This window comes from Flavobacterium xizangense (genome assembly GCF_054075145.1).
Genome location: NZ_JBSIPG010000013.1, coordinates 101,454 through 127,544, shown reverse-complemented (window position 1 = coordinate 127,544; position 26,091 = coordinate 101,454). Strand labels below are relative to the sequence as shown.

Below are 26,091 nucleotides of genomic sequence, written 5' to 3'. Positions count from 1 at the left end.
TTGTTTGCTACAGGTCATTTCGCACTTGAGAGTTTTGGAAAAGAAATTGGGGCCTTGATCAGTGATTTTCTTGACAGAAAAGTAAAAAAACAACTATAGAATTTTATTCTGCAGTACCCGACAGCGTACTGCAGAATGAAGTTATTTAATAAAAACCGGCAATAATTAAAAAACATTAAAGTAATGGAAAAAAGATATCCTATACCTCCCTTTACACTGGAAACAGCGAAAGAGAAAATACAGCTTGCCGAGGATGCCTGGAACAGCAGGGATCCTGAGCGTGTGGCACAAGGCTATACAATAGACAGCGAATGGCGCAACAGGAATGAATTTGTGAACGGCAGGCAGGAAATTATAGCACTGCTTACCAGAAAATGGCAAAAAGAGAAAAATTACAAATTGAAAAAAGAGTATTGGGCGCATACAGATAATCGAATCGCTGTGCGCTTTGAGTATGAATACCAGACAGCGGATGGCAAGTGGTTTAGAGCCTACGGCAATGAGAATTGGGAATATGATCAAAACGGTCTGATGCAGAGAAGGTATGCAAGTATCAATGATCTGGAAATTGAAGAGAAAGACAGAAGGCTTTAAAAAGGCAGGTATCATTTTCATTTTGTAAAAACCTTTAATAGTATTTATCATGACATCAAAAATAAACGGGGATCAGCACCATGATTATGAGTATGTGAATTATAATGTCTTTTACCATTATCTTACTATTGACGATCTGCAGATTGGATACAGGGAGGCAGGCCTATCCAACGAAAATGTACTACTGTTAGTTCATGGGTACCCAAGTTCCTCCCGGATGTTCAGGATGATTATCCCAATACTGGCAAAATATTTTAGAGTGATAGCGATTGATCTGCCGGCTTTTGGATTCAGCAGTGTTCCCAGTGAGAAGGATTTCGACTATACTTTTGAAAATTATTCAAACTTGATTTCGTCGTTTTTATTAAAACTTGAAATAGGCAGGGCAAGCTTCTACCTTTTTGATTATGGCGCTCCAATCTTAATGCGGAACATAGCTAAAAACCCTGATATGGTTCAAATGATGATTTTTCAAAATGGAAATATTTATGCGGAAGGTGTGGGCGATAAACTAAAAGAGATCAAAAAATTGTATGATGATAATTCCAATGAAAGCGATCTGAAATTAAATAAATATTTTGAGCTTGAGTATACCAAGTGGGAATATTTAAACGGGGTTAAGAACCGCAATACAATAATGCCTGAAACGTATTATTTGGATCAGTTTCTGCTTGACAGAGAAGGTGTTAAGGCAATTCAGATCAACCTGAAAAGGGATTATAAAACCAATATTGAACTGTACCCCCTCTGGCAGGAAACACTTAAAAAACTGCAGGCGCCGACCCTTATTGTGTGGGGTGAAAACGATGAAGTTTTTAAGAGGGAAGGAGCGGAGTTATTGCACAGGGATGTGCTGAATTCAAAATTAATATTTTATCCCACCGGGCATTTTGCCCTTGAAGAATTTGGGGCGGAGATAGCCCATGAAATCATAACATTTTGGGAGAAAAATTTCACTGATAATTAAAAACAAATGGAAGAGTACGGATTTCAAATTCTTTTATTTTTTGCCGCTTTAGTCGGTGGCATGCTCAATGCCGCTGCGGGGGGAGGAGGATTTATAGCTTTTCCGAGTCTGGTCTTTGCGGGCGCCACGCCTATCAGTGCAAATGCAATTAGTACAGTGGCACTCTGGCCTGGGAACATTGCCAGTGCCAAAGCATTTGAGGATGACATAAAAGTATCAAGGAAGAGCATGATTTATCTGTTGTCCATAGCAGGATTTGGAGGCTTTATGGGCGCACTTCTTTTGATGCTGATTTCATCCAAGACATTTGAATTCCTAGTGCCTTATTTTCTACTGGTTTCCTGGCTGCTGTTTTCCTTCAGCTCTAAAATTTTGGAATACTTCAATTCTAAAATTCAAAAGCAAAGCAGTTTTATATACGATCATAAAAAATTATTCATACTGCTTCTCTTAAGTATCTACGGAGGTTATTTTGGCGCAGGGCTGGGAATGATGGTTTTGACGGTTTTTACATTCTATGGAATGAAAAATCTTAATGAAATGAATGGTTTAAAAGTACTGATGGTGGCGGTAAACAATGGTGTTGCGGCTTTCACCCTTTTATTTTCAGGATTTATTGACTGGAATTTTACAATCATTATGATCATTGGGGCCCTTATCGGAGGATATTATGGAGCTGCTATGACAAGAAGAATAAATCAGGACATATTAAAAAAAATGATAATCATAATAGGGGCAGTAATTACGCTCTATTTTTTTATAGCTAAATAATTAAAAAATAAACAAGATGAAAAAAATTGCAATAAATGGTTTTGGGAGAATAGGAAGAGCTTCTTTAAAAGTAATATTGGATTCCGCGGATTTGGAACCGGTCGGGATTAATGATCTAATGAGTATCGAAAATGCTGTTTACCTATTGAAGTATGACAGTATATATGGCAAATACGATAAGAAAGTAACTTTTGAAGGTAATTATATCCTAATCGATGACCGCAAGATAAGATATACATCGATTAAGGATCCCCTTGAGCTGCCTTGGAAAGAACTTTTTGTGGATGTTGTTATAGAAAGCACAGGTTTTTTTACCAATAAAGCAGATGCTGAAAAACACCTTCACGCGGGGGCTAAATTTGTTGTGATTTCAGGTCCGACTAAAGATACCCCGACAATTGTGCACGGTGTAAATACGGCGGAGGGCAAAGTTTCGATATTCTCCTGTGCAAGCTGTACAACAAACAATATAAGCCCCCTTATTGAAATTTTAGGACGCAGGATAGGCATTAAGAAAGCCATTCTAAATACGATACATGCTTATACAGCTTCTCAGACCTTAGTGGATGCTCCCTCCAAAAGAGAGCCTAGAATGGGACGTACTGCTGGTATAAATCTGGCTCCTGCGGCAACTGGCGCCGCCATTGCGACAACAAAAGCACTTCCGGAGTATGCTGGAAAATTTGACGGCGTAGCTGTTAGGGTTCCCGTTCCGGTTGGTTCGATCTCCGACATTACCTTTGTTACAGAAAGAAGCACAACGGCCGAGGAGATAAATGCCATTTTAACAGAGGAGGCAGCAACTGAACGTTATGCAAAAGTAGTGGCTGTAACAGACGAACCGTTAGTTTCAACCGATATTGTTAAAAGTCCTTTTGCCTCTACTGTTGATCTTGAAATGACCAGAGTTGTTGATGGGGATTTGGTTAAGGTTATGGCATGGTATGATAACGAATGGGGTTTTACCAATCAGATGATCAGACAGATCCAGGAACTTTAAATCATCGTATCTAAAATATATCAATGCCGAAAAGTGGTTGCAAACACTTTTTGGGATTGAATTAGGCATGATATGATTCTAACAAGTATACAGTTCATTAAACTCAAAATAATTTAAATCTACGATTATGAATTATGCACAATTAGCTTTTACGGATGCAATTAAAGAGCTGCAGGAAAAACAGGGCAGCAGAAATGGTTATGACCGGATGGAAAAAATGTCAGTTGTCGATGGATTGACTGATAACGAAATTTATTTCATAGAGGATCGCGACAGTTTTTACATGGCCAGTTATGGACAGAATGAATACCCTTATATCCAGCATCGCGGCGGACCTAAAGGTTTTATAAAAGTCATTGACAACAAAACAATTGGTATTGTTGATTTTGTCGGAAACAAGCAGTACATATCTACTGGTAATATAGCCACCAATAATAATGTTGCATTGATTATGATTTCCTATCCACACAGGGCAAGGCTAAAAATTTACGCCAAGGCAAAGATTGTGGAATTGGAGAATGATCAGAAATTATATGATTTGCTGAAACCTGACGATTATAAGTTTCGTCCTGAGAGAATGATGGTTTTCGATATTCAGGCATATGATTGGAATTGTCCCCAGCATATAACCCCGCGTTATACCACCCAAGAGATTGATGAGGCCATGCTGCCGCAAAAAGAGTATATAGTAAAGTTGGAGAATACCATAGCAATACTTGAAGAAAAGCTTTCAGGTAAAAAATCATAGAAAATATGAGTATTGATATATTGGCATTCGGAGCGCATCCCGATGATGTGGAATGTGCTGCGGCGGGAATAATCCTAAAGACAATAAGCAACCATGGAAAAGTGGTAATTGCCGACCTGACCAAAGGAGAATTGGGGAGTTTTGGGGATGAACATTCCAGAAAGAAAGAAGCAGGCGAGGCCTCGAAAATGCTTGACATTCTTCATAGGGAGCAATTGGATCTTCATGACGGAAATATAGAAAATACGCATGAGAACCGATTAAAAGTGGTTCAGCTTATTCGCAAATACCAGCCTAAGATCATTTTGGCCAACGCTGTTTGCGACCGGCATCCGGATCATAAAAGGGCGGCTGATCTTATCCGCGAGGCAGCATTTTTATCGGGATTGAGAAAAATTGAAACTTTTAATGAGGGTAAAATTCAGCATAAATGGCGTCCCAGAGCAGTATATCATTATATACAGGATTACTTTATTGTACCTGATGTTGTAGTTGATATCACTGATTTTTTTGAACAAAAAATAGAGGTTATCAAAGCTTACGACACTCAGTTTGTCTCTGCAGCGGATCCAAGTGCTGTTGGTATACTAAATTTATTAAAGCAAATTGAAGCTACCAACCAGATTTTCGGAAGGGCAATAGGGGTAAGGTATGCGGAAGGCTTTACCTGTGACCGATATATCGGTACCAAAGATTTATTGGATTTAATATAGCTTCCGGCCAGTAGCTATTTAGTGACAATACAAGATTGATTTTATTTGCATACATAGATACGCCCAAAACAGATTCATCTGCTTTGGACGTATTTAGATTTACTTCTGTTTTATCTGTAAATATTACTATTGAAAGAGCACTTTTTATATTTTTACAATTTCTCCCAGCGTTAAGACCTTAAGCCCGTTTTTATATTTTGTTTTTAAAATTTCTGTCTCCAGGACATCTATCGGCTCTGAATAGTGCGCGAAAGTTGTGTGGTGTACAGGTATTATCTTTTTAGGATCCAGAGCCGCAATAATCTTAATTGCCTGAGATGCATCAAGACCTCGTTTTCCATTACCCGGAGCTCCCATATTGGGAATCAAAAGATCAATTTTTCCATATTGAGCGTAGGAAGATATTTCGTCAAACCACACCGTATCTCCTGTCCAGTAGATTCTAAATAGCGCTTTTCCGGATCTATATTCGATTATATAACCATTTCCTTTACCCAGTTCTGTATTTAAGGGCTCCTGGGCATGCATGGACTTCAGGGCGATAATTTTTAAAGTTTCCTTTCCTTTTTCCAGCGTAATGGTATCTTTCCATTCCAGTCCCACAACATTTGAAAATCCCCATTTTTGAAATGTTGAAACCCCGGTGGTTGTGGTTATAGTTTTGAGATTTTTATCCAGTACTTCGACTGCTTTGGGATCAATATGATCAGGATGCATGTGACTTATAAGCAGCAGGTCTATATTGTCCTTGTCAAATTCAGCTGGATCCTCGAACCTTTCTATTGCTGCATTAGGTTCACCGGTGACTGGATGTATTTTAATTCGAAAAGCTTCTTTGCTTTTTGGACCTAACATCGGATCCGCCAAAATCTTAAAGCTTCCCAGACTTAGAACATAGGTCGGCCCCCCGATCCATTGCAGGCTTTTTTTTGATTGGGCACTTATGCTCATTGAAAGCAGTAAAACAATCGTGATTATATTTAATTTTCTATTTTTCATATCTTATTTTATTTGTTGGATGAAAAATCTGCCGGCGGTCAAATCATATTGATTCCGGCAGATTGATTTACTATGTTTTGCAAAATTTTAAAATAGGTTTCACACTTTAAAAAGAGGATCTTTTTCCTGATGAGTAAGCTCGGTAACCTCCAGAAGTTCGGTTACTTTTTCGATATCCCATTCCCCTTCGATCATTCTGTGCACATAACAGCTGTCCGCATGTCTTAGGAGATCTTCTTTTTGGGCGTCTGTGATATCGCCCTCTATATTAATTTCGGTATGTACTTTAGTTGATAGTTTTCCATCATCTCCCTTATGTACGACCTGAGATAATTCAGCATTTACATCTCTGATCTCCCATCCATTTTTACGGGCAATATATCTGATGGTTGCCACTTTGCACATGCCTAGTCCGCTTAAAAGCAATTCTGACGGCGAGAGCCCCAGATCTGTTCCTTTGCTGGTCGTAGGTTCATCACCAATGATGGTGTGTTTTCCATTGGTGATTATGGACTGATAACCTGTAGGTAAATTTTTGATATTAATTTTAGTTGCCATTGTTATTATTATTTTAAATTATTTTTTCCTGATTTTTTCAATCCCTGCGGTTTGATACTGCAAAGGTCCGACAGTTTTAAAGACTGCCGCCAGACTAATTTTTCCGAAGTATCATTTCTTCCTTTGGCAGTTCAACCTGACCTAAAAGCTGAATTTTGTTTTCTGGCCCAGCGCCAGATAACAATCCGGAGCTATGTACTTTATATTTATTAAATTAGTTTACTGGGGAAGAATAGCCTGTTTTTGATCCAGTATAAAATCTATCTGTTTGGCTTTGCCCAAGGTATCTTCGGACAGTTTAAGATCTTTTCCAATATATCTTTTGTAATCTGTTTTTGCGCCGCCGTTATCTGTGGAGAGTATGTCTACAACGTCAACTGAAAGCAGTTTGTAGGGTATTTTACCGCCATACCAATCAGGATTTGGCTGTTGTGACCAGGTCACCAAAACATATTTTTCCCCTGCAGCAGGTATGGTATTCTGCAATGCTGATTTTTTAAACGCTAAATCATTCCCATACAGCACCGTAGTGGTATTTTTATTGGTGTTTATTATTGTTGTGATGACTTTTAATTTTAATTCAAGAAACTTAAAATCAGTGGGTAAGGATGCATCATTATTGATTGTGCCGGTATCCTTGTAGCAGGAAGAAATAATAATTATTACGAGTAAGCTGATAATATAAATTAATTTTCTCATGGTCATTATTGTTTAATTGGACGTGTAAATACATAATCATGATCTTTCACCAGCATGTGGCAGTTGATGCATGAATATTCAAAGTTCTCTTTGCCAAAAGGTTCGTTTTCCAAACCGTCAAATCGGGAGAATCCCCATCCCTCTGTTTTTTCAAATTTGCGGTCGTCTTTTATCATAAACTGAATGTACTTGTACTCTCCAGGTTTGATCTGCCCAAATTCATCTTTAAGCTGTGTCCATACAATCTTTGCCATGATTGTTCCATCTGGCCATGGATTTGTCTGGTTGTCATGGATCGCTTTTATGGCTATTGAGTTACCATAAATAACCCTCATGGTACCACTATCAAAACGTTCGCTTGTACTTATGATCTGCCAATTTTTATAATCGGGAATATAGGCAAGCCCATTAGGGGCAACCGGCAGCTCTTTTGAGGCATTTTGTTTAAACAACTGTTTGTACTGCTTATTGAAACTGTTTATTTTTGAAGTATCATTAATTTTATTATTGGTAAGAGACAGTACATAACTTCTCAAAACAGCAATATCTTTCGGCTTTATCTGGGCATTAGGATGAACGGCCAGATAACTTCTTTTCGGCATATGGCCAGCGGCGACAAAATTGTATAATTCCCAAAGTTTACCTTTTTTTTCTACCTCAGTCATAGCATCCCATTCACTAAAATTCATATGCATTCTTGCATTTTTGACATGACTCTGCACCAGCCATGAACCTGGAGCTATATTATCAAACCATTGCAGCTGGGTAGTATTGGAATGACAAGAATAGCAGGAGCGTTCCAATATCTGCTTTACTTCCTTAGGTGCCTGAATTTCTCCTGTCACTGGAGGGTTTTCAATCTTTTCGCCTATAAACTGGATGCCAATAAAGACAAGTAAGAAAATCGTCAGTACTGGAAGTATTTTTTTTCTGGATGATGTTTTCATAATGCTGTTACTTAAGGATTGTTAAAAGGGAATAGCGACACAATGGCGGTAACATTTTTCAGGGTATTACTATTGTTATTTATTGGTGACAGTACAAAGTTGCAATAGTTTTCCAGGCAGATGTTAGACTAATTTTCCCGAAGGCTTAACTTTTTTTCCTTACTATCAGGATATAAAAAAAGGATCCATGGAAAAATTCCATGGATCCCTTATGACGTATTCTTTTTAGATTTAGCTAAGAGAGCTGCAGCAGTTTCTTAGTGCGATGTAATTGGTCTGTTATTTTTATTTCTAAGGTGGAGTGCAGCGGATTCGCTCATAGTGATTAAGGAAGCGCCCAGTATCACTATGTCTTTGAGAACCAAACGGCCTCTGGCAGATAAAAATGGGAATCCATGCTGCTGATCTGTCAAATGAGGCACCCAGCTCTCTGGTGTTGTAATCAAAAATGAAAGTGTTCCAAGCGTTAGCAGGAAAACAAGCATACTTCCAAACATACTCTCAAGAGGCGCCCAGCGGTGGATCCCAACAAGAACACCAATTCCAATCAATAGGATTCCCAATTCGTTTGCAAAACCATAAGTATTGTTTTGAATATTCCACTGGCGATTTTCCGTAATAAGTTCCCCTTCTTTGTTAACGTGATCCTTGTACTGTCCAGGAGTAGTATATAGACGGGACATAAAAGGACTGTTGGCCACAAAAGGAACGATTCCATCAGCTTCATAAGGGAAAAACTTTAGTCCGCCGATCCAGATAAAAACGATCACGATTCCAGCCCGAACTGCTTTCTTACCCAACTTGTCAAGGTTTGCTATTGTATTTATAAAGGTATTTTTCATTGCTTTGTTTTTTTAAATTATATCTTGATAATTAACGGTACAAAGCTACCACCCAAAAAAATCTTTCAACATGGATGAAAAGGGATATTAGATAGACAAATCTGCCACTATTGAGATACCTGTTGTAGTTCTGAATGCCTGTGGAGAAATTTTGGTCAATTTTTTAAAAAGGCGACTGAAATAGTATTCATCTTTGAATTTTAATGCAAAGGCAATTTCCTTAATGCTCGACCTTGTGAGATGCAGTTGTTTTTTGGCTTCCAATATTAATCTTTCCTGTATCATCTGTGAAGGCGTTTTGTTAAAACGTCTGGTACATTGTTTGGTGAAGTTATTGGGAGTCATTGCCAGTAATGAGGCGTAGTCACTGGGTTTATGGAGCGTTAGGTAATTTTCTTCAAGAAGCTGCTTGAATAAATCCATTTTGTCGTCTTTGAGATATTTTTGATTCTCAACGGTTTTTATTTTTATGCTGCTGGATTTAGCCAGGATAAGCTGCAGATAGGCCCTAAGTACAATCTCGGACGGAGTTTCTTGTTTGAATTCCTCCTCAATCTGATCAATTATCTGAAGATAAGAATGAAGTTGTTCAGGTGACAGTTTTAATGAAGGTTCCATGTATATATTATTGAAAAGCAGTCCGTTGCAGGCTACTTCATTTCTGTGGAATTCAATGCAATAGAAATCACTGTGGAACTGCAGCATAGAATACTTTAAAGGTTTTGTCTCTCTGACGGATATGGATTGCTGCGGTGTAGAAAAAAGTATTACAGGAGCGGCAAATGCAAAAGAAGCAAAATCAGCCTGAAAAATACCTTCACCTTCTGTAATTAATAATACAGTATATTCGGCATACTGAGACGGGTATGCCAATTTGTTGTTTTCGGACCTGTCAAGTCCCAAGAGTACGTTTCCGGTATCAGAAAATACTTTGTTCATGCTTTGAATGTTGGTTTGCTTGCCATACAAAATGGCTTATATTAGTTATGATTTTGCAGTTTCCAATCATTTTCCAGATTAGAAAAGTGACATTTTCAGCTATATTCCTTATTCCATTAAATCAGATCAAATAAGTTACATAGGCATGTAATTCAGGAAATCTTATAAAGTTAGTTAATTTTTTTTGTTGTAAGTCCGTATCAATCATCAAAGCAGTATTATATCGCTTCCCTTGTGCGATATCACACTTTTGATTGATTTGGTAATTCCTAAGTATTAATATTATATAACAAAGACACACTTCTTTGATTGGCGCATCTTTGTTATTTGAGTATTTAAACAGAGCAATTCTTTTAGTCCCCGATAATGGTATCGGTCTGAAATATATTTATTTTGTTTCCATCTACGTCCTCAATCATGGTGCATAACATCTTATCCCCGGCAATGTAAAGTTCTCTCCAAACAAATGTTACTCCTTTTTCTTCAAGTTCCTTTGAAGCAACAGCAAGATCATCCACTTGCAATACAATGGCCTTGTTTCCAATTACTGAAAGATGCTGTGGTGCCTCAGCAAATAGTTCTTCTATTCTTTTTGCATTCTCCACCTGCAGGAGTTCAAGACGTAAGTTTCCGGATTTTATTATTGCTGTTTCTGCTGATCCTGCCGGAATTCTGAAAGTTACACGGCTAATAAGTTCAAAACTAAAAATATCTTTGTACCAGGCAATAGACTTATCCAAATCCGCCACCGTGAAAGCCAAATTGTATAGGGAAAAAGAGGCTAAGCCGCTTTTATTTTGTTGCGTATTTTCCATAATTGAAAAAAATTAAAATTTGTTGTTTACACGCGCATTATTGCTGCGTTATTTTACACTGCAAATTTCCAAAAAAGATCTTCCCTCAACATTGACATTTGATAGGAAAAAAATTGACATATATCAAGAGAAGTTCAATACAAATACCAGATATTCGGTTAAACTGACCTATGAAATTTTTCATTAAACACAATGCGGATCATATTGGTTGTGTTTTCAAAATGAAAATTAAACTTTAATGCTTTTATGCGATTTCCAATTTATATATTTTTGAGTTTTTATCAGGAAATACATAGTTGACCGGCAAATTTGATTTGTCTGTTTCCAGGAAACCATTTTTTTCATAAAACCTGTGGGATGCAACGGCTATGGCAGGAGTATCAAGCCAGATGACTTTTAAATTAATCTTCAATGCAAAATCAATCAGGACATCAAATAACTGCTGGGCAATTTTAGGTTCGCCGCCTCTGTAATCATTTCGGACGAACATTTTTCTGAGTACCCCATTTTGATCATCGAGATTTTGAAGTCCTATAGTGCCTACAATTTCTTCATTTATTCGGGCAATCCAAAAATTTCCGCTGCGATAGAATTGACGGGTATCAATAAGATCGGGTTGATCGGAGGGTGTAAATCCCAGTTTAAATTCATCGTTTTGTATGCCCAGCACAAATTCGCGCACACTGTTCTGATCGGCTGTGTTGAATTCTTGAATTGTCATTGTCGTTTGAAATTTTATTGGATCAGCTATATAGCATTAATGTTGTAAATCTATTTGCGTTGCGCACTAAGTTATTAAAAAATGGGCTTTGAATTTTGAAAATAAAAGGATTTTGTAGCAGATAAAATCTATGACGGGAAGCAGGCAGCTTCCTTTTTCATGGAGAACCATGTGTCAAAATAGTCCATCCCTAAGACTAATTCGTCCATGTCGCCGCACTTGCTAAAGTCGCAAATTTGCGATACGAAAATAAGATACATTTAATCATTCACTTCTGATGAAAACTTTATTAAATGTTCTGCTAAAAATCAAGTAATGAAGGCTTTGTACAATAATGCGATTCAAGCGGCATCGAAATACCAATTCAATTCCTATTTCATAGCTTACAGTTTTATTTTATTTATGATCGGCGCTGGATATTTCTTTAAGGAAAGGGAAATAATACTGCCTGAACTAGTAGCCTTGTCTATTGGATGTCTGGTGTACAAAAAAGACGCATGGCTTGAAAAGACATCTCATATATTTCTGCTGCCCTCTTTAACAGCAATACTGGGCTATATTATAAATCTTATTGAATTGAGTATATTTCTTAAGGTATTTTTGGTATTGACAGTTATGTTTCTATTGCTGCATATGATTAAAAGCAAGTTTGCTCCGGCAATTGCTACGGGTTTACTGCCTATTATAACAAATTGCAATTCGTATGTCTTTTTAGTTTCAATACTTTTTTTCACTGGTTTATTGGCTGTTATGACAGCAACTGTTTTTAAGAAAAAAGGGAAATCCGAAGGTAGGACGGCTCATCCAAAACCTATTATTTCAACTTGGGGTTATCTATTGATTTTGACGATTTGGTTGTTTTTTTGCTACATAGCGGATGCTATTGAAATGGCTGCCATTCCACCTGTGATCGTAGTGGGATATGAAACAATCGCTAAAAGGGAGTACCATCTGAGGATGTTATACAAACAGCTTCTTGCACTTGTATCTGCAGCATTTATTGGAGCGCAAAGTATTTATTATCTGGATAATTACTTGCTTGCAGCCCTCTTTGATTTTGCTTTTATATCAATAATTTTAAGAATTCTAAAATTAAAGATGCCTCCGGCTTACGCCATGTCGATACTTCCCATGATACTTCCACATTATTCCCGAACTTATTTTGCAATCGACACAGCCATAATGCTGGTGGGAATTCTAGGTCCAATTTATGTAATAATCAACAGCGGCATAGGTGAAATTAATTGGGCTCAAAAAATCAAAAAGATAATAGTGAAAAAATAAGGATATAAATCTGTAAAATGGCCAAGTTTTGGCATTGCGTATTTAATGGTAGAACATCCCACCGTCAATGGTAAAGGTGGCGCCTGTTATATAGCTCGCTTTTTTACTGGCCAGATAAGAAACAATATTGCCAACATCATGAGGTTTTCCAAAACGTTTTAGGGGAATGGTATCCAGTATCCTATTATGATCGATTTGTCCGTGATGAGTGTCTATGAACCCTGGCTGAACAATATTGACTGTAACATTTTTTTTGGCCATTTTTTGGGACCAGAATCTTGTGTAAATGGCTAATGCTTCTCTTGATGAAGCGTAATTTCCTGTCACGACGAAGCCTGATTCCTGGCCTGCGCAGCTGCCAATGGTTATTATTCTGCCACCATCTGTGAGATAAGGGGTAATCTGACTGACCATCTGAACTGCCCCAAAAAGGCTTTTCTGCCATGTTTTAGCCAAATCTTCCGAGCTTTTAAGGCTTTTTTTCTTAGGAATAAAGGAGCCGGCACAATTAACAAGGATGTCTATTTTACCATATTTATCAATTATTGTTTCTAATACGCATTTAATATCCTCCCCGTTAGATGTATCTGTTTTGATGGCCAATGCATCAACTCGGGTTTCAATTATTTCGGCTTCCAGTACTTTGGCTTTTGAAGTTCCTTTTGAATATGTAAAAACTACAGTAGAACCATTGGCGGCCAGTTTTCTAACAATTCCCGGCCCGATTCCTTTATTTCCTCCTGTAACCAAAGCTACTTTTGTGACTAGTGATTTCATCTTTTTCTGGATTATAGTATTTATAATATATAATATGTCTTGTATTAATTAAGAATGGCAAATAATTTTTTAGAATGCCTTCAAATTACAAAGTTGCGACATATGACAGGTGGGAGGTTAGGCTATATTTCTAATTGTATTAACTATTTTTCCGTTGATTGCTGTTTGTTGCATTAGATTGATCGCTGGTGTTGCATTATATAGTTATGCAGAGCTGAATATGTTGGTCAGACTACGTTAAAAAGTTGAAAAAAATGAAAAAGAGGATTATCTTTGGTATGATTGTAGTATAATGAATATAAAAAAAGAGGTGATGGAAAAAGCTATAAAACTAAAGGTGCGTAAGGAGCTTAATAATCACCAGCAGACCAATATCATTAAATTAAAGGGGAGTCTGATTTCTAAGGGATATACTGAAATTATCCATATTCTGGATCAGGATGAGGAATTTCATATCAACTATTTTGATACACCTGCTGCATCAAAAAATGAAGTGCTGGAATATATCAATGCATATATAGTCAAAGAGAACCTGACAGATAGTATCAGTACGGAAAAATGATGCAAAATAGTCATTAATGTCAGTTGAAATGTTATGCGATAATCAGACTTTTTTAGTACCTGTTTCCCTAACAATAAAACTTACGATTAATGCCAGTAAAGTAATGGATAATATAAAGAGTCCGGCATTTCTGAAATGCAGTTCGTGGTTTGTAGCTGTCATGAGAGTCTTTCCGTAAAGGGAGGCAAACACTGGGCTGATAAGTGCGGTAGTGCCGAAGGTCAAAAAGTTGATCCCGCCTGTAGCCGATCCCTTTACACTGTCCGGATTAGCTTCCTTTATTATCGTGTAGGGTATCATCGCCACCCCTGAGGCTGTACCAAAGAGGAGCATTGAAAGAAAAGCCGGCATGGCGTCCGGAACAAATATCACTTGTGCGAAACTTAACAGCATGACCAGGATACCAACTGTCAAAACTGGTTTCCTTTTACCCAATAAGTCGGATATCCAGCCAACAAGAGGGCACCCAATAGCCCATCCGAAGGGAACCATTGAGCAGACGATTACGGCCTGTTCATAGGTCAGATTCCTATCCTGCTGAAAAAAAGCGATGCCCCATGTCATTGCAAAAATAGTAGTTGGTACGAAAAGCAATCCTGACAGCAATCCGCTTAAGTAGGATTGAGTGTTGGTGAATACTATTTTATAAGGCTCCAATAATTTTGCAGTACTTACTTTTTTGGAAACCAGCAGCTCCTCTTTGGGTGTAGTAAAATACAATAATACAGCTGTCAAGGCACAAAGTACGCCAACTCCAATCCAAAAAGCATCAATTGATATTCGAGAATGGATCATTGGTCCTACAACAAATTGTCCTGCAGAACCGCCCAGCATGCCCACAGATTGGGTAATACCAACAGCAATGGCTAAATATTTAGATGAAAAGCCGTGAGATGCCAGATAAACACATCCCGTAAATGCAAACGCAGAACCGGCGCCCTGAAACATACGTCCTGTATCTGCGAACCAAATGGACGGGACTGCAAAAAAAAAGCAGCCCAGAGCCAATATACTTATGCCAAAAGGGATAGGTTTTTTTGCACCGCTGCGGTCCAGAGCCGTCCCAGCAATTAAACTGGTGACCGAATAGGTAAAATAATAAGTACTTAATATAGTACTTACCCCCACGGCATCAACTGCGAAGTGGCTGGATAACTCCGGTATCATTACTGCAGGAGAAGACCGGATCACATATTCAAGGAAATAAAAAATCAATCCGAATACCCAGGCAATAATGAACGCTTTATTTTGATGCGTTATCTTCTGTAAACCTATTGTATCGTTCATGGCTAGAGGGGTAATGGCGATTATTAATCGGTAATCTCTTTTAAGTGTTTGTAATTTGATTTAGCGGTGTGAAATATTTCAATAAGTTTACCGCTCAGCACCAGTGCAAAGTTGTGAAAGATATCCCAATGGTCTTTAGTCGCTTTTTCCTTATCTGTTAACCATTTTTCCGCCTTTTGATAAATTAGTGGATTAGATTGGAAGGGGATTACTAAATCAAGTAGATATTTCAAAAAAAAACAGCAAAATACTCAATGGGTGCAAAAAAAAAACAGCAAATTAAAATCAGAGTATCAAGTATTTCGTAATTTAACATTTTATAAATAAAATAATTTCACATGGTTACATAACTTAATTCATAACGTATACTGATTCTCAAAATACCTAAAGCTATTGTTCCAAAAAAATATTAATATTGATTTTCTACCTAAAATGAAAAAAACTGATAATCAAAACGATATATTGCTTTCACTGAGTTATGAATTTGTCCGCGTAAGGGGAAAAGGGGATATGCTGGAGATCATCCAGAACAAGTTAAAAACACACATGCAGTTTGCCGACAGTTTTATATTACGCTACAATAAAAACACCAGGAGCTGCCGGCCATTTATTTACTATTCCGAAACGGCGCGTTCTGAAGATCCCGAATATAAAGCGTCTTTGGATTTGGAATATCCTGTGGCAGACGATTCTGTTGAGCAAATCAACTTCCCTCAGGTATATGATGTGGCTGCATTATTACCACTTGGTATTGCAAAAATTGATTTTATGCATCGCTGCGGTATAAAAGAATTCGCGGTGGTTAAATTAATAGAAGCCAACGAGTTAAAAGGGCTGTTTATATTGTTGTCCGAAAAAAGCAATTCTTTTAAAAAAGCGGATCTTGACTTGCTGCACAGATTATCTTACCAAATTTCAATGGCTACTGCCAATATTATTGCTAATGAAGAAATCGCACAGCGAGAGGCAGAAAAGGCAATGTTACTTACCCTTTGTAATGATATTGCAAAAATTAGAAACAAAAATGAGCTGCGAATAATTACGGACGAAAAAATAAAGACGCTTCTTGATGTAAGTAACATTTCGTTCTGTTATGTCAGTCCTGATGGCAAGACATTCGGCTCATTTATTTTAGATCCTAAATCGCCAAGCACCAAACATCCTAAATATGGGGACATAACAGCTGCCATGCATCCTGTAAATGATGGGATAGTGAATAAAGTGCTGGCCTCCGAAGACCCACTGGTATATGATATGGAGTCCTATATCAAAACCAATACCAAGGTGCCTGGTTATTTTAGAATGATCTACGATGTAGGGATGCGCCAAATGATTTTTTCAAGACTTAAGAATGGAGAAGATATAATTGGATATTTGGCAATAACAAAAAAAGTCAAAACGCATGTTGAAAAAAATCAGTTAAATCTCATCAAGGCAATTGCATCACAATTATCAGTGGCATTGGCCAATATAAAAGCCAACGAGCAAATTGAAGATCAGGTCAAAGAAATTAACAATTTTAAAAATCAGCTCGAGAAGGAAAATTTATATCTGCAGGAAGAAATCAATAGCGGCTTCAGCGGAGGTGAGATTATAGGTGAAAGCAGCGAAATGAAAAAAGTATTCCATATGGTAAACCAGGTAGCCCCCTCGGACAGCACTGTTTTACTTCTTGGAGAAACCGGTACAGGCAAGGAATTAATCGCCAGGGCTATCCACAATGCATCACCACGCATGAGTAAATTAATGGTAAAAGTCAATTGTGCCACCCTGCCGGCCAACTTGATCGAAAGTGAATTGTTCGGTCATGAAAGAGGCAGTTTTACAGGTGCTGTGGAACAAAGGATAGGTAAATTTGAACTCGCCAACAACGGGACGTTATTTCTGGATGAAATTGGCGAACTGCCTTTGGAGCTGCAGGTAAAGTTATTGAGGGTGCTGCAGGAGAAAGAAATTGAAAGGATAGGAGGCAAAGCCACAATTAATGTAGATGTCCGCATTATCGCCGCTACTAATCGTGATCTTGAAAAGATGATGGAAGAAGGAACCTTCAGACGAGACCTCTTTTATCGTTTGAATATTTTTCCCATCAATCTGCCGCCGCTTCGCAATCGCCGGGAGGATATCCCATCTTTGGCAATGCATTTTATCGAGCGATTTTCTAAAAAAATGAGAAAACAAATAACAGGATTAAGTCACAATGTTTTAAATCAGTTAATGCAATATAGTTGGCCCGGAAATATAAGGGAACTGGAGCATTTAATTGAAAGAAGTGTTTTGCTTTCCCATACTGACACTATTAAGGAAATATTATTGCCCGTGCAGAAAAATACCATGACCGATGCAAGTGATGCTGAGGAATTTTCAGTAAAAACAATCGATGAAAATGAACGGGAATATATTTTAAAAGTGATAAAATATGTCAATGGAAAAATTGCAGGGGCCGGAGGGGCTGCACAACTTTTGGGAGTCCCTCCAAGCACACTGACCTCAAAGATGAAGCGATTAGGTATAAGAAAGGAACATGTAAGCTAGCTCGCCATTTTGTTCATTCTGTATGCTGTTGGTGCCTGGCTGAATTGTGCCTTAAATAACCTGGAGAAATTGGCTATATTTTCAAATCCCAAATCATAGCAAATTTCGGTAATAGACATTTTGGTGCCACGCAAAAGTTCTTTTGCTTTTTCAAGCCTTTTATATCGTATCCACTGCGATGGAGGCATGTTATAGACAGATAAAAAATCCCTCCTGAAACCAGACAGACTTCTTCCTGTCAAAGCAGCAATCTGGTCGATTGATATGGAGTTCATGACATTTTCTTCCACAGTGTCTACTATGTCGCTTTTATAGCTTATTTTCAAATCAAGCAGCATATCAAAAACATCCTGTTCCCACATCGATAAATAAAATAACAACTCAAAAAGCTTAATTTTCACAAAACTTGCGATCTCGGTAGAATCCGGCTCAATAAAATAGGGTTTTAAAGAATCTATAAATCGTAGCAATCTTAAATCAAAAGTCTTAACTAAAATACAGGAATCTTTCTTTTTCGCCATACTTGGCAACACACTAAATTTGGTGAATTCCTTGACCACATCATCCCTAAAGGAAAAGAAAACATATTCAAGTGTCATTGCAGAATCCTGATTGCCGATGACTTCATATTCGACCAAAATATCTTTTGTCAACATGATCATTTCATTTTCTGCCAGTAGGAATCCGCAGTTCCCATGCCTGATAAGTAGACTGCCACTTGTTATACAAAGCAGCATATTGGTGTCATTGTAAAATCGACCTCCCTGAAGCTCCAGTTGCCTACCCATTTCAATAGCCACAAAATTATTTATGGTCAAAGAGCTGTGATTGCATTTGAATTTATGTAATACATGTGATCTAGTGTTGGTAATTGTTTTCATTGGCTGTATTTTTAGAATAAAGAAATTGGCTTTCAAATAGTAACAGCCTGGATATCCAAAATATGTACCAATACTTAATTAGTTGAATTTTAGCGCTTTAGGATTTGTTGAAGAAAATATTGGTCACGATAAATCGGCAGCAAACGTACTGCTCTCGATATATCGTGACTTAGGTGCGTTAAGAATTTAATAAACTATTGGATTTGTTAACTTACTCTTGGATAGCCTAGGGACAAAAGCTTAGTTTTCTCTATTTTTTATTTGCCTCTCCAAATATCTCACGTAGCAGATCGTATAAATTGAAGCACCTTATTTTCGTGATGCCTCAAAAGCCATGTTCCATTTTTTGAAGCAGTTTTACCTCGGCGGGATTTTCCATCGGATTTTGAGGTCCATTCAGGGCATTTCAAGTAATGGGGCGGGTTGCAGTGCAGCGCGGATGCAAATACCGTTTAATTCCATCACAAAGTTCGGGCACAGCACGGCGGGGCGCTGCAAAAAATTCCCCCATAAATGCAGGACATCCGTCCTGCTTTATTGCGTTGCTTTCTGCGCTTGCTTGCTTCTGCCCGCGGACGGTGCTAAAATTAATCTTAAATATTTAGCATCATGAAAACTGCAGCAGACCACAATTGGAAAATCGTTTCAGAAATCGATCTGATTTATAAAACAAAAGTTAAAAGTTCCCAGAGACCTCTTATTACCTCCTCCAGATGTGCCTACACACTTTTGAAAGACTGCTGGGATCCAGGCAAGATTGAATTTCTGGAGCAGTTCAAAGTGCTGCTGCTTAACCAGTCCAATAGAGTACTGGGTATTTATGAAGCTTCTTCAGGAGGCATCACAGGCACTGTTGTTGACATCAGACTCCTGTTTGCCGCTGCACTTAAAGCCAGTGCTGTAGGGATCATCATTAGCCACAATCATCCCTCTGGCAAGACAAGCCCTTCAGAAGCTGATAAAAGCATCACCAGAAAGATTGCACAGGCAGGAGAACTGCTGGACATTAAGCTGCTGGATCATGTGATTGTCACTTTAGAAAACTATTATTCCTTTGCAGATGAAGGCGCTTTGTAGCCTTTTTTATCTATTATTTCGATCTGCTTCGATAAAGACTAGGAATACTGTAAGATTATCGGAAGATGCTGTAAGGACAGGCAGTTTATATTGCCGTAAATTTGTCTTGATATTGGTAATGCTGCTGTTTAAATCAGTCAGAAAATAACAGGGGACCGGCGGGGTTCGTCTGGAGGTTCTGTCCCAAATGATTTAGTTAGTTACCGCATACCATTTCAGGCAACCGCCGGCCGCCGAAGACTCCCTTTTGTAAGGGAGTTTTTTCGTTTGGTACAGGCACTCCGATATCGGATGTTAAAAGGATATGGTAAGAGCCTGCTCAACATCAAGAATCTCATAATCGGCAGATAGTCTGTTGCAGAATATGATCTTATCCTCGTACATGCTGTAGTGCTTATAGGCAGGCGCCACAAGGATTTCGTTTTTGGAATTGATGAGCCCCCAGAGCCCGTTCTTGGCGCACCAGACTCCGTCTTCCTGTTCGCCCTGATAATAGTACATCAGCCCAGTGGGGTTGATCAGAAATAGATCATCATTAAAGGTATGGGCAATCCAGTTGCATTCAACAGGAATAACAAGGTTTCCCTCATAGTCAAAGACTCCCCATTTTCCGCCGTCCAGAGTGTAGTAGCATTCTGCAGCCTGCGCCTCTTCCGATTCATAGTCTCGGCCTATGGTGGCATTCCTTTCTTCATAAACGAGAATAAATTTTTTGCCTTTTGAAATCAGATCGAAGACGGGGGGAATTATAGTTTTGAAGCTATGGTCCAGCAGTCCCTGCCTTCCGATCATTGAAGTCTGGTCCACATATTGGTCATAGAAAAATCCAATGTCGTAAACGCTATAATGGGAAGGGCTGTTGGCAAAATTTACGAGCCCGTATTCAAGTTTTTGGAGCAGCATGCCGTTCTGGTCGTAGATCCAATAGATGCTATTTTCCGGAATTTCATCTCCATCTTCATCTTCATTTTCATTTTCATCTTCTCTCTTCACCTGTTCCCTGGCTTTGAAGATTTTCAGAAATTTATTGTACTCGATTTCCCTGAACTTTAAGGGAATGATGATTTCAAATTTGGAATCAAGTATGCCCACATAATCGTCAATTGTGGCCCGATAGCTGTCTTCATTGATGTCTAGCAGGGAATCGTATCGCGCAGGAAGCAGAATTTCAAAATTATCATCCAGCACACCAGCTCTGGTGGTCTTGTAGCCGTCTGGCTTGTCTCTAGGTTCGCTGTAGAAAAGTACGTTTTTTTTCGTCTGGGACTGATATACCGAGTAGTATTTATGGGTGTCGAGAAGAATCTCAGCTGTTTCCGAAACTTTAAGCACTCTTGTCTTGTCTCCCTGCTCCTTGTAGATATTCAGGACAACGAATCCCCTTGTATCGCGAAATCCAAAGAATTCCCCGTATTTCAGGTTCAGTCTGCTGCAGATGAGTTCAAAAATGTCTCTTGTCTGCTGCATTTCAGCCTGTCTTTCTTCAAATCCTTTCAGTTCTTCCGCGGTCATATCTTTGTATTAGGTTAGTCAAAAATAGGATAAAAATCATAATGTTTTAGAGCCATGCACAAACAAAAATAGGAGGGCATGAAGAATAAAAAAGCCGCTAAGCTGCTGGCGGCTTTTCTTTTTTGTTTTCTACTGTTTTTTTTCCGCACCAAGACGGGCCAGTTTTTCATTGAGTTCGGCAAGTCCGGCCCTGCCAAGGCAGTCCGCTGAAAGCTGTCTTAATTCGTTAATGTTTTCCTCTGCAGTGCGTTTTAAAAGAATCGACGGGCAGCTGTCGTTTTCAAGCAGCCCGCGCTGGATTACGTGGTGCAGGAGCAGCACGTTTTTTCGTGAAATCTTCAGATCAATCCTCACCGGTTCATTCATGCCCGGGATACTCATTATGGTATCAAAAACCTGGGCAGCATCATTTTCTGTCAGCATCATTTCTCGTTTTTAAATTAATAATATCCTGCTCCAAAGATAGGCAGAAGCGATTAAAACACCCCGTTCAAAATATGGACGGGATGGGAGGAATCGGTCCGGCTTTTCTAATTTCGTCGTGGAGATGGCCTGAAAAAGGTTTTTTTAGGCTTTCATGCTTTAAGGAAGTTCAAAGACTGCCACGTTCCTGCAGTCGGCCAGATGTCCGTTTGTTAAACAAACGCATCCGGCTGCCCTGTGCTCGGAACTCGCGGCAGTGATTTTGAAAAGAAGAAATCGGGAAAAATGAAGTGTAAATAAATGAAAGGGAAAGAAGATGGAGAAAGAGAAATTCAACCGAAACCGCATTGTCGCGGTGCGCTTTACTGCCGCCGAGTTTGCCAGTATTGAAAGACGCTTTAAGGCGACCACCTGCCGACAGATGAGCGAATACCTCAGAAAATGCCTTCTGCACAAGCCCATTGCCGTGAACTACCGCAATGAATCCCTTGATGAGGCAATGCTTGAAGCCATCCGCCTGCGCAAAGATTTAAATGCTCTGGCCAACAACTTCAACCAGGCTGTGAAAAAACTCCATACCCTGAGGCAGATCCCGGAGTTCAGGCACTGGATCATGGAGTCGGAAATCCAGCGCGGAGAGTTGCTCGAGAAGGTGGAATCCATCCAGAAATTCATGGAGAAAACAGCCGGGAAATGGTTGCAGTGATCAATACCGGGCATTCGGTTCGGAGCATCTTCAACTACAATGAAAACAAGGCTAAGGAGGGTAAGGCCGAGTGCATCGGGGAGGGCAATTATCCTATGGAGGTTTCGCGCATGAATCCTTCGATGAAACTCAGCAGGCTGCTGAACCAGAATGCCCTTAACGGGAATGTAAAACGCGCAAGCGTGCACATCTCGCTGAACTTTCATCCATCGGAAAATCATCCTGCAGAAAAGCTCATGGAAATCGCCCGCACCTATATGGAAAAAATAGGCTTCGCAGAGCAGCCCTATCTGGTCTATCAGCATCATGATGCAGGCCATCCGCACATCCATATCGTGTCTGTAAAAGTGCGGTCGGACGGCTCGAGAATCGACATGCAGAACATCGGAAAAAACCAGTCGGAAAAAGCCCGAAAGGAGATTGAAAAAGACTTTGGTCTGGTGCGGGCGCAGGACGCACAAAAGCAGGCGCTTCCTGTCCTGAAACCGGTATCGGTTTGCGCAGCGCAGTACGGCAGAATGGAATCCAAAAAAGCCATCTCCAATGTGCTTGATTCGGTGCTGTCTTCCTATAAATACACTTCGCTGGCCGAGCTCAATGCGGTGCTGCAGCTCTACAATATCAAAGCGGACAGAGGCGGCGAGAACTCGCGTGTTTTTGTCTCGGGAGGACTGCTGTACCGCATAGTGGATGAGAAGGGAAAACCGGTCGGGGTTCCCATCAAGGCAAGCGATTTTCCGATGCGCCCGACACTGGCTTTTCTCGAGCGGAAATTTGCCTGGAATACTGCTGAAAGGGCCTTTGAAAAAAAGAGGATCCGAAGTGCGGTGGACCGTATTTTATTTGGAAAAGATGCCGGTCTGCACAGGCTTGTTTCACTGCTGGAAAAGCAGGGAATCAATGCAGTGCTCAGAAAGAGCGATGCGGGTCTGATTTACGGAATCACCTATGTGGACCACGCCACCAAATGCGTGTTCAACGGCAGCGCGCTGGGAAGAAATTATAGCGCAAAAGCAATACTGGACCGCTGTGAGGCAGCAAGCGGAAAGGAACGGTCTGATGCTCTGCAACAGCGTATCGGTTTTGGGAAGCAGGGCAGCTCTGAGGATTCGCTTCTGGGAATCAACATTAAAGGCCTGGAAGAGCTGATGAAGCCCGAATGGCAGCCTGATTATCTATCGGCAAAATTTAAGGGAAAGCGGAAAAAAAGAAAAATAAAGGGAAGTTCGGATCTGAAGTGATCCAATTGATAACAGTAAAAATCGAAAACGATGCAGACGGGAGAAAATGAACAGGCGCTGAGAAAAATACTCGACATGACAAGACTGATGAGCATCATCATTTTGATGCTGCATTTCTATTATTACCTCTATGGGGCATTCCGTTTGTGGGAGCTCACAGGGGATTTTGGGGACAAGATTCTGGGGCCGGTGTATAGGACGGGATTATTTAAAAGTTTTCATAATTCCAAGATTTTAGCACTGGTGCTTCTGGTGATTTCACTGCTGGGGGCAAAGGGCAGAAAGGAGGAGAAGCTCCAGCTTAAAACGGCGGTATATTATGTTGTCCCGGGTTTGATTATTTATTTTCTGAGCGGCCTGGTTCTGTTTTTTGGCGGTCTGTTTCTGATCTGCCCAATGCTCTACATGGGACTGACGGTTCTGGGGTTCCTGCTGGTGCTCTCAGGCGGCACGCTGCTCTCGCGCATCATCAAGAACAGGCTCGCAGCAGCAGACATATTCAACGCGGTAAACGAGACCTTTCCCCAGGAGGAAAGGCTTCTCGAAAATGAATATTCGATCAATCTTCCAGCTCGTTATTTCCTTAAAGACAAGCTTCGAAACAGCTGGATCAATATCATCAATCCTTTTCGCGGACTACTGGTGCTGGGCACGCCGGGTTCGGGCAAATCCTATTTTGTCATCCGGCATGTCATCACCCAGCACATTGCCAAAGGCTTCAGTATGTTTGTGTATGATTTCAAGTACGATGACCTTTCCAAAATCGTCTACAATACTTTTGAAAAATACAAGCAGGTGTATGCCGTTGAGCCCAAATGTTACTTCATTAATTTTGACAGCATCATGCACCGTTGCAATCCGCTGGATCCGCAGAGCATGGAAGATATCACAGATGCCTCGGAGTCCGCCAGAACCATACTGATGGGGCTCAACCGCGAATGGATCAAGCGCCAGGGGGACTTTTTTGTGGAGTCGCCGATCAATTTTTTGTCGGCTGTCATCTGGTATCTCAGACGCTACAAGGACGGGGAATTCTGCACCCTGCCGCATGTCATTGAACTCATGCAGGCCGACTATGACAGCCTCTTTACGCTGCTTCGCACCGACAAGGAGATCGAGGTGCTTATCAACCCTTTTATCAATGCCTATCTCAACGATGCGATGGAGCAGCTGGAAGGGCAGATCGCGTCGGCCAAGGTAGCCATGGCCAGGCTGTCCTCGCCGCAATTGTATTACGTGCTCTCGGGCAATGATTTTACCCTGGATATCAACAATCCTCTGGAGCCCAAGATCATCTGCATGGGAAACAACCCGCAGAAAATACAGATCTACGGGGCGGTATTATCGCTGTATGTGAACCGGCTGGTGAAACTGGTCAATAAAAAAGGAAAGCTCAAATCGAGCCTTATCTTTGATGAGTTCCCCACCATCTATCTCAATAACATGGACAGCCTGATTGCCACGGCCAGAAGCAATAAGGTAAGCACCTGTCTGGGGGTGCAGGACTTCAGCCAGCTGCGCAAAGATTACGGACGCGAGCAGGCCGATGTCATTATGAACATCACCGGAAATATCATCTCGGGACAGGTAACTGGGGATACGGCCAAACAGCTCTCGGAACGTTTCGGCAAAATCATGCAGGACCGTGAGAGTATTTCCATCAACAGTTCCGATACGTCCATCAGCCGGTCGAGGCAATTGGAAGCCGCCGTGCCGCCTTCGAAGATATCGGCACTGAGCTCGGGGGAGTTTGTCGGCATGACAGCCGATGATCCGCAGTGCAGGATCCGTCTGAAGACCTTCCACTGCGAAATTGTAAATGACCATGAGGCGCTGGGGAAAGAACAGGAGAACTACAAGGAAATACCGCCGGTGGGAAAACTAGATAACGCCATGATACAGCAGAATTTCAGCCAGATCCGGCGCGATGTGCAGGATATTATCTGCAGTGAGATGCAGCGGCTGCTCCAGGATCCGGCGCTGTCTTATCTGATTGTAAAGAAGTGATGTTTTTGCTTTTGGTTGCGAGTTTGTTCTTTCTTTGGGCAGTAGTGTACCTGCTCAAAAAAGCCTGCAGTATTTTTGATGCTGCAGGCTTTCTATTGTAATACTAGTTTGATTGTTTTTTTTGGTAATTTATCATCATTTTAGTATAAAATGTTTCGATATTTAGTGAAAAATGATATAAAATATTTGTTTTTAATGATAATAATAAAATTAATACTACATAATAAATTATAAGATTAAATTTATATTTTTGACATTATTAAAAAAATAAATTAATTAAACTATGGTTATTAAAAAATAATATTAATGGTTTTGTTTTCATAATGTTTTTTAGAATTCATAAAAATAATTACTGGTAGTATGGGTATTACAGGTGATTGATAAATTGCGAAAAATTTATAAAAACTACTGATTTATTCAAGAACGATCATTTTCGAGCGCTGCATATGGCTTTAAAGAATTTGTGGGACAATTTATAATCTAACA

General features: G+C 39.8%; 26 protein-coding genes. 13 read left to right on the top strand and 13 right to left on the bottom strand.

Features of this window, described 5'->3' with window-relative positions; all coding sequences use genetic code 11:
- The first annotated feature begins 183 nt into the window (after positions 1–183).
- The 6 genes from ACWA1B_RS20530 (at position 184) to bshB1 (ending at position 4,793) form a co-directional block, all read left to right on the top strand.
- On the top strand, positions 184–594 hold the full coding sequence (locus ACWA1B_RS20530; RefSeq protein ID WP_456910184.1) for a DUF1348 family protein: 411 nt from the start codon (positions 184–186) through the stop codon (positions 592–594).
- 49 nt (positions 595–643) lie between these two features.
- Positions 644–1,561 carry an alpha/beta fold hydrolase gene (locus tag ACWA1B_RS20525; protein ID WP_456910182.1) on the top strand — a complete coding sequence of 306 codons (918 nt, stop codon included), beginning with the start codon at positions 644–646 and terminating at the stop codon, positions 1,559–1,561.
- A 6-nt stretch (positions 1,562–1,567) separates the two neighbouring features.
- Positions 1,568–2,332 (top strand): sulfite exporter TauE/SafE family protein, encoded by a 765-nt coding sequence (locus tag ACWA1B_RS20520; protein WP_456910180.1) that lies wholly within the window; start codon positions 1,568–1,570, stop codon positions 2,330–2,332.
- Between the two features lie 16 nt (positions 2,333–2,348).
- Entirely contained in the window at positions 2,349–3,332 is a 984-nt protein-coding gene (locus tag ACWA1B_RS20515; protein WP_456910178.1) for a type I glyceraldehyde-3-phosphate dehydrogenase, read from the top strand.
- A 127-nt stretch (positions 3,333–3,459) separates the two neighbouring features.
- Complete coding sequence (locus tag ACWA1B_RS20510; RefSeq protein ID WP_456910176.1) at positions 3,460–4,080, top strand: pyridoxamine 5'-phosphate oxidase family protein; 621 nt, start codon at positions 3,460–3,462, stop codon at positions 4,078–4,080.
- Positions 4,081–4,085: 5 nt separating this feature from the next.
- On the top strand, positions 4,086–4,793 hold the full coding sequence (gene bshB1, locus ACWA1B_RS20505; RefSeq protein WP_456910174.1) for a bacillithiol biosynthesis deacetylase BshB1: 708 nt from the start codon (positions 4,086–4,088) through the stop codon (positions 4,791–4,793).
- Positions 4,794–4,937: 144 nt separating this feature from the next.
- On the opposite strand, the gene ACWA1B_RS20500 is transcribed toward bshB1, so the two are convergent.
- The 8 genes from ACWA1B_RS20500 to ACWA1B_RS20465 all read right to left on the bottom strand — a co-directional run bounded on the left by ACWA1B_RS20500 (position 4,938) and on the right by ACWA1B_RS20465 (position 11,313).
- Positions 4,938–5,792 carry an MBL fold metallo-hydrolase gene (locus ACWA1B_RS20500; protein ID WP_456910172.1) on the bottom strand — a complete coding sequence of 285 codons (855 nt, stop codon included), beginning with the start codon at positions 5,790–5,792 and terminating at the stop codon, positions 4,938–4,940.
- Between the two features lie 99 nt (positions 5,793–5,891).
- A complete protein-coding gene (locus ACWA1B_RS20495; protein WP_456910170.1) occupies positions 5,892–6,350 on the bottom strand; it encodes an OsmC family protein in 459 nt (152 codons plus the stop codon).
- 219 nt (positions 6,351–6,569) lie between these two features.
- Complete coding sequence (locus ACWA1B_RS20490) at positions 6,570–7,049, bottom strand: hypothetical protein (protein WP_456910168.1); 480 nt, start codon at positions 7,047–7,049, stop codon at positions 6,570–6,572.
- 5 nt (positions 7,050–7,054) lie between these two features.
- Positions 7,055–7,996 (bottom strand): heme-binding domain-containing protein, encoded by a 942-nt coding sequence (locus ACWA1B_RS20485; RefSeq protein WP_456910166.1) that lies wholly within the window; start codon positions 7,994–7,996, stop codon positions 7,055–7,057.
- 257 nt (positions 7,997–8,253) lie between these two features.
- The gene (locus tag ACWA1B_RS20480) at positions 8,254–8,838 is read right to left on the bottom strand and encodes a DUF417 family protein (protein ID WP_456910164.1); all 585 of its coding nucleotides are present in this window, start codon (positions 8,836–8,838) and stop codon (positions 8,254–8,256) included.
- Between the two features lie 87 nt (positions 8,839–8,925).
- Positions 8,926–9,807, bottom strand: a complete 882-nt coding sequence (locus ACWA1B_RS20475) for a helix-turn-helix domain-containing protein (protein WP_456910162.1) — start codon at positions 9,805–9,807, stop codon at positions 8,926–8,928.
- A 323-nt stretch (positions 9,808–10,130) separates the two neighbouring features.
- Positions 10,131–10,592 (bottom strand): VOC family protein, encoded by a 462-nt coding sequence (locus ACWA1B_RS20470; RefSeq protein ID WP_456910160.1) that lies wholly within the window; start codon positions 10,590–10,592, stop codon positions 10,131–10,133.
- Positions 10,593–10,836: 244 nt separating this feature from the next.
- Complete coding sequence (locus ACWA1B_RS20465) at positions 10,837–11,313, bottom strand: GNAT family N-acetyltransferase (protein ID WP_456910158.1); 477 nt, start codon at positions 11,311–11,313, stop codon at positions 10,837–10,839.
- 315 nt (positions 11,314–11,628) lie between these two features.
- Here ACWA1B_RS20465 and ACWA1B_RS20460 point away from each other — a divergent pair, with 315 nt between their 5' ends.
- A complete protein-coding gene (locus tag ACWA1B_RS20460; protein WP_456910156.1) occupies positions 11,629–12,597 on the top strand; it encodes a hypothetical protein in 969 nt (322 codons plus the stop codon).
- 42 nt (positions 12,598–12,639) lie between these two features.
- Here the strand turns inward: ACWA1B_RS20460 and ACWA1B_RS20455 are convergent, their stop codons facing one another.
- Positions 12,640–13,374 (bottom strand): SDR family oxidoreductase, encoded by a 735-nt coding sequence (locus tag ACWA1B_RS20455; protein WP_456910154.1) that lies wholly within the window; start codon positions 13,372–13,374, stop codon positions 12,640–12,642.
- A gap of 313 nt (positions 13,375–13,687) precedes the next feature.
- Between ACWA1B_RS20455 and ACWA1B_RS20450 the strand changes: the two genes are divergently transcribed.
- Entirely contained in the window at positions 13,688–13,936 is a 249-nt protein-coding gene (locus ACWA1B_RS20450; RefSeq protein WP_456910152.1) for a hypothetical protein, read from the top strand.
- 42 nt (positions 13,937–13,978) lie between these two features.
- Here the strand turns inward: ACWA1B_RS20450 and ACWA1B_RS20445 are convergent, their stop codons facing one another.
- Entirely contained in the window at positions 13,979–15,223 is a 1,245-nt protein-coding gene (locus ACWA1B_RS20445; RefSeq protein WP_456910150.1) for an MFS transporter, read from the bottom strand.
- A gap of 432 nt (positions 15,224–15,655) precedes the next feature.
- On the opposite strand from ACWA1B_RS20445, the gene ACWA1B_RS20440 reads away from it, so the two are divergent.
- Positions 15,656–17,758, top strand: coding sequence for a sigma-54-dependent Fis family transcriptional regulator (locus ACWA1B_RS20440; RefSeq protein WP_456910148.1), 2,103 nt, complete (start codon positions 15,656–15,658; stop codon positions 17,756–17,758).
- Here the strand turns inward: ACWA1B_RS20440 and ACWA1B_RS20435 are convergent.
- Positions 17,755–18,639: a helix-turn-helix domain-containing protein gene (locus tag ACWA1B_RS20435; RefSeq protein WP_456910147.1), complete on the bottom strand. Its 885-nt coding sequence runs from the start codon at positions 18,637–18,639 to the stop codon at positions 17,755–17,757. The two genes, ACWA1B_RS20440 and ACWA1B_RS20435, sit on opposite strands and share 4 nt — an antisense overlap.
- Positions 18,640–19,248: 609 nt before the next feature.
- On the opposite strand from ACWA1B_RS20435, the gene ACWA1B_RS20430 reads away from it, so the two are divergent.
- Positions 19,249–19,716: a JAB domain-containing protein gene (locus ACWA1B_RS20430; protein ID WP_456910145.1), complete on the top strand. Its 468-nt coding sequence runs from the start codon at positions 19,249–19,251 to the stop codon at positions 19,714–19,716.
- Between the two features lie 294 nt (positions 19,717–20,010).
- On the opposite strand, the gene ACWA1B_RS20425 is transcribed toward ACWA1B_RS20430, so the two are convergent.
- Both ACWA1B_RS20425 and ACWA1B_RS20420 read right to left on the bottom strand, forming a co-directional pair.
- Positions 20,011–21,228, bottom strand: coding sequence for a WG repeat-containing protein (locus ACWA1B_RS20425; RefSeq protein WP_456910143.1), 1,218 nt, complete (start codon positions 21,226–21,228; stop codon positions 20,011–20,013).
- A 129-nt stretch (positions 21,229–21,357) separates the two neighbouring features.
- Positions 21,358–21,654: a hypothetical protein gene (locus ACWA1B_RS20420; protein WP_456910141.1), complete on the bottom strand. Its 297-nt coding sequence runs from the start codon at positions 21,652–21,654 to the stop codon at positions 21,358–21,360.
- A 313-nt stretch (positions 21,655–21,967) separates the two neighbouring features.
- Between ACWA1B_RS20420 and ACWA1B_RS20415 the strand changes: the two genes are divergently transcribed.
- From ACWA1B_RS20415 to mobC, 3 genes are read left to right on the top strand one after another with little or no spacing between them, the layout of a single operon-like run.
- Positions 21,968–22,357 (top strand): plasmid mobilization protein, encoded by a 390-nt coding sequence (locus tag ACWA1B_RS20415; RefSeq protein WP_456910139.1) that lies wholly within the window; start codon positions 21,968–21,970, stop codon positions 22,355–22,357.
- Positions 22,345–23,598 (top strand): relaxase/mobilization nuclease domain-containing protein, encoded by a 1,254-nt coding sequence (locus tag ACWA1B_RS20410; protein WP_456910137.1) that lies wholly within the window; start codon positions 22,345–22,347, stop codon positions 23,596–23,598. The genes ACWA1B_RS20415 and ACWA1B_RS20410 overlap by 13 nt, the downstream gene beginning before the upstream one ends.
- A gap of 30 nt (positions 23,599–23,628) precedes the next feature.
- Positions 23,629–25,605, top strand: coding sequence for a conjugal transfer protein MobC (gene mobC / locus ACWA1B_RS20405; protein ID WP_456910135.1), 1,977 nt, complete (start codon positions 23,629–23,631; stop codon positions 25,603–25,605).
- Positions 25,606–26,091 lie beyond the last annotated feature (486 nt).

What these genes read in the sequence shown, in the direction of transcription:
- ACWA1B_RS20530 (WP_456910184.1), top strand. Translation starts at nt 184, where the DNA reads ATGGAAAAAAGATATCCTATACCTCCCTTTACACTGGAAACAGCGAAA.
- ACWA1B_RS20525 (WP_456910182.1), top strand. Translation starts at nt 644, where the DNA reads ATGACATCAAAAATAAACGGGGATCAGCACCATGATTATGAGTATGTG.
- ACWA1B_RS20520 (WP_456910180.1), top strand. Translation starts at nt 1,568, where the DNA reads ATGGAAGAGTACGGATTTCAAATTCTTTTATTTTTTGCCGCTTTAGTC.
- ACWA1B_RS20515 (WP_456910178.1), top strand. Translation starts at nt 2,349, where the DNA reads ATGAAAAAAATTGCAATAAATGGTTTTGGGAGAATAGGAAGAGCTTCT.
- ACWA1B_RS20510 (WP_456910176.1), top strand. Translation starts at nt 3,460, where the DNA reads ATGAATTATGCACAATTAGCTTTTACGGATGCAATTAAAGAGCTGCAG.
- bshB1 (WP_456910174.1), top strand. Translation starts at nt 4,086, where the DNA reads ATGAGTATTGATATATTGGCATTCGGAGCGCATCCCGATGATGTGGAA.
- ACWA1B_RS20500 (WP_456910172.1), bottom strand. Translation starts at nt 5,792, where the DNA reads ATGAAAAATAGAAAATTAAATATAATCACGATTGTTTTACTGCTTTCA.
- ACWA1B_RS20495 (WP_456910170.1), bottom strand. Translation starts at nt 6,350, where the DNA reads ATGGCAACTAAAATTAATATCAAAAATTTACCTACAGGTTATCAGTCC.
- ACWA1B_RS20490 (WP_456910168.1), bottom strand. Translation starts at nt 7,049, where the DNA reads ATGAGAAAATTAATTTATATTATCAGCTTACTCGTAATAATTATTATT.
- ACWA1B_RS20485 (WP_456910166.1), bottom strand. Translation starts at nt 7,996, where the DNA reads ATGAAAACATCATCCAGAAAAAAAATACTTCCAGTACTGACGATTTTC.
- ACWA1B_RS20480 (WP_456910164.1), bottom strand. Translation starts at nt 8,838, where the DNA reads ATGAAAAATACCTTTATAAATACAATAGCAAACCTTGACAAGTTGGGT.
- ACWA1B_RS20470 (WP_456910160.1), bottom strand. Translation starts at nt 10,592, where the DNA reads ATGGAAAATACGCAACAAAATAAAAGCGGCTTAGCCTCTTTTTCCCTA.
- ACWA1B_RS20465 (WP_456910158.1), bottom strand. Translation starts at nt 11,313, where the DNA reads ATGACAATTCAAGAATTCAACACAGCCGATCAGAACAGTGTGCGCGAA.
- ACWA1B_RS20460 (WP_456910156.1), top strand. Translation starts at nt 11,629, where the DNA reads ATGAAGGCTTTGTACAATAATGCGATTCAAGCGGCATCGAAATACCAA.
- ACWA1B_RS20455 (WP_456910154.1), bottom strand. Translation starts at nt 13,374, where the DNA reads ATGAAATCACTAGTCACAAAAGTAGCTTTGGTTACAGGAGGAAATAAA.
- ACWA1B_RS20450 (WP_456910152.1), top strand. Translation starts at nt 13,688, where the DNA reads ATGGAAAAAGCTATAAAACTAAAGGTGCGTAAGGAGCTTAATAATCAC.
- ACWA1B_RS20445 (WP_456910150.1), bottom strand. Translation starts at nt 15,223, where the DNA reads ATGAACGATACAATAGGTTTACAGAAGATAACGCATCAAAATAAAGCG.
- ACWA1B_RS20440 (WP_456910148.1), top strand. Translation starts at nt 15,656, where the DNA reads ATGAAAAAAACTGATAATCAAAACGATATATTGCTTTCACTGAGTTAT.
- ACWA1B_RS20435 (WP_456910147.1), bottom strand. Translation starts at nt 18,639, where the DNA reads ATGAAAACAATTACCAACACTAGATCACATGTATTACATAAATTCAAA.
- ACWA1B_RS20430 (WP_456910145.1), top strand. Translation starts at nt 19,249, where the DNA reads ATGAAAACTGCAGCAGACCACAATTGGAAAATCGTTTCAGAAATCGAT.
- ACWA1B_RS20425 (WP_456910143.1), bottom strand. Translation starts at nt 21,228, where the DNA reads ATGACCGCGGAAGAACTGAAAGGATTTGAAGAAAGACAGGCTGAAATG.
- ACWA1B_RS20420 (WP_456910141.1), bottom strand. Translation starts at nt 21,654, where the DNA reads ATGATGCTGACAGAAAATGATGCTGCCCAGGTTTTTGATACCATAATG.
- ACWA1B_RS20415 (WP_456910139.1), top strand. Translation starts at nt 21,968, where the DNA reads ATGGAGAAAGAGAAATTCAACCGAAACCGCATTGTCGCGGTGCGCTTT.
- ACWA1B_RS20410 (WP_456910137.1), top strand. Translation starts at nt 22,345, where the DNA reads ATGGTTGCAGTGATCAATACCGGGCATTCGGTTCGGAGCATCTTCAAC.
- mobC (WP_456910135.1), top strand. Translation starts at nt 23,629, where the DNA reads ATGCAGACGGGAGAAAATGAACAGGCGCTGAGAAAAATACTCGACATG.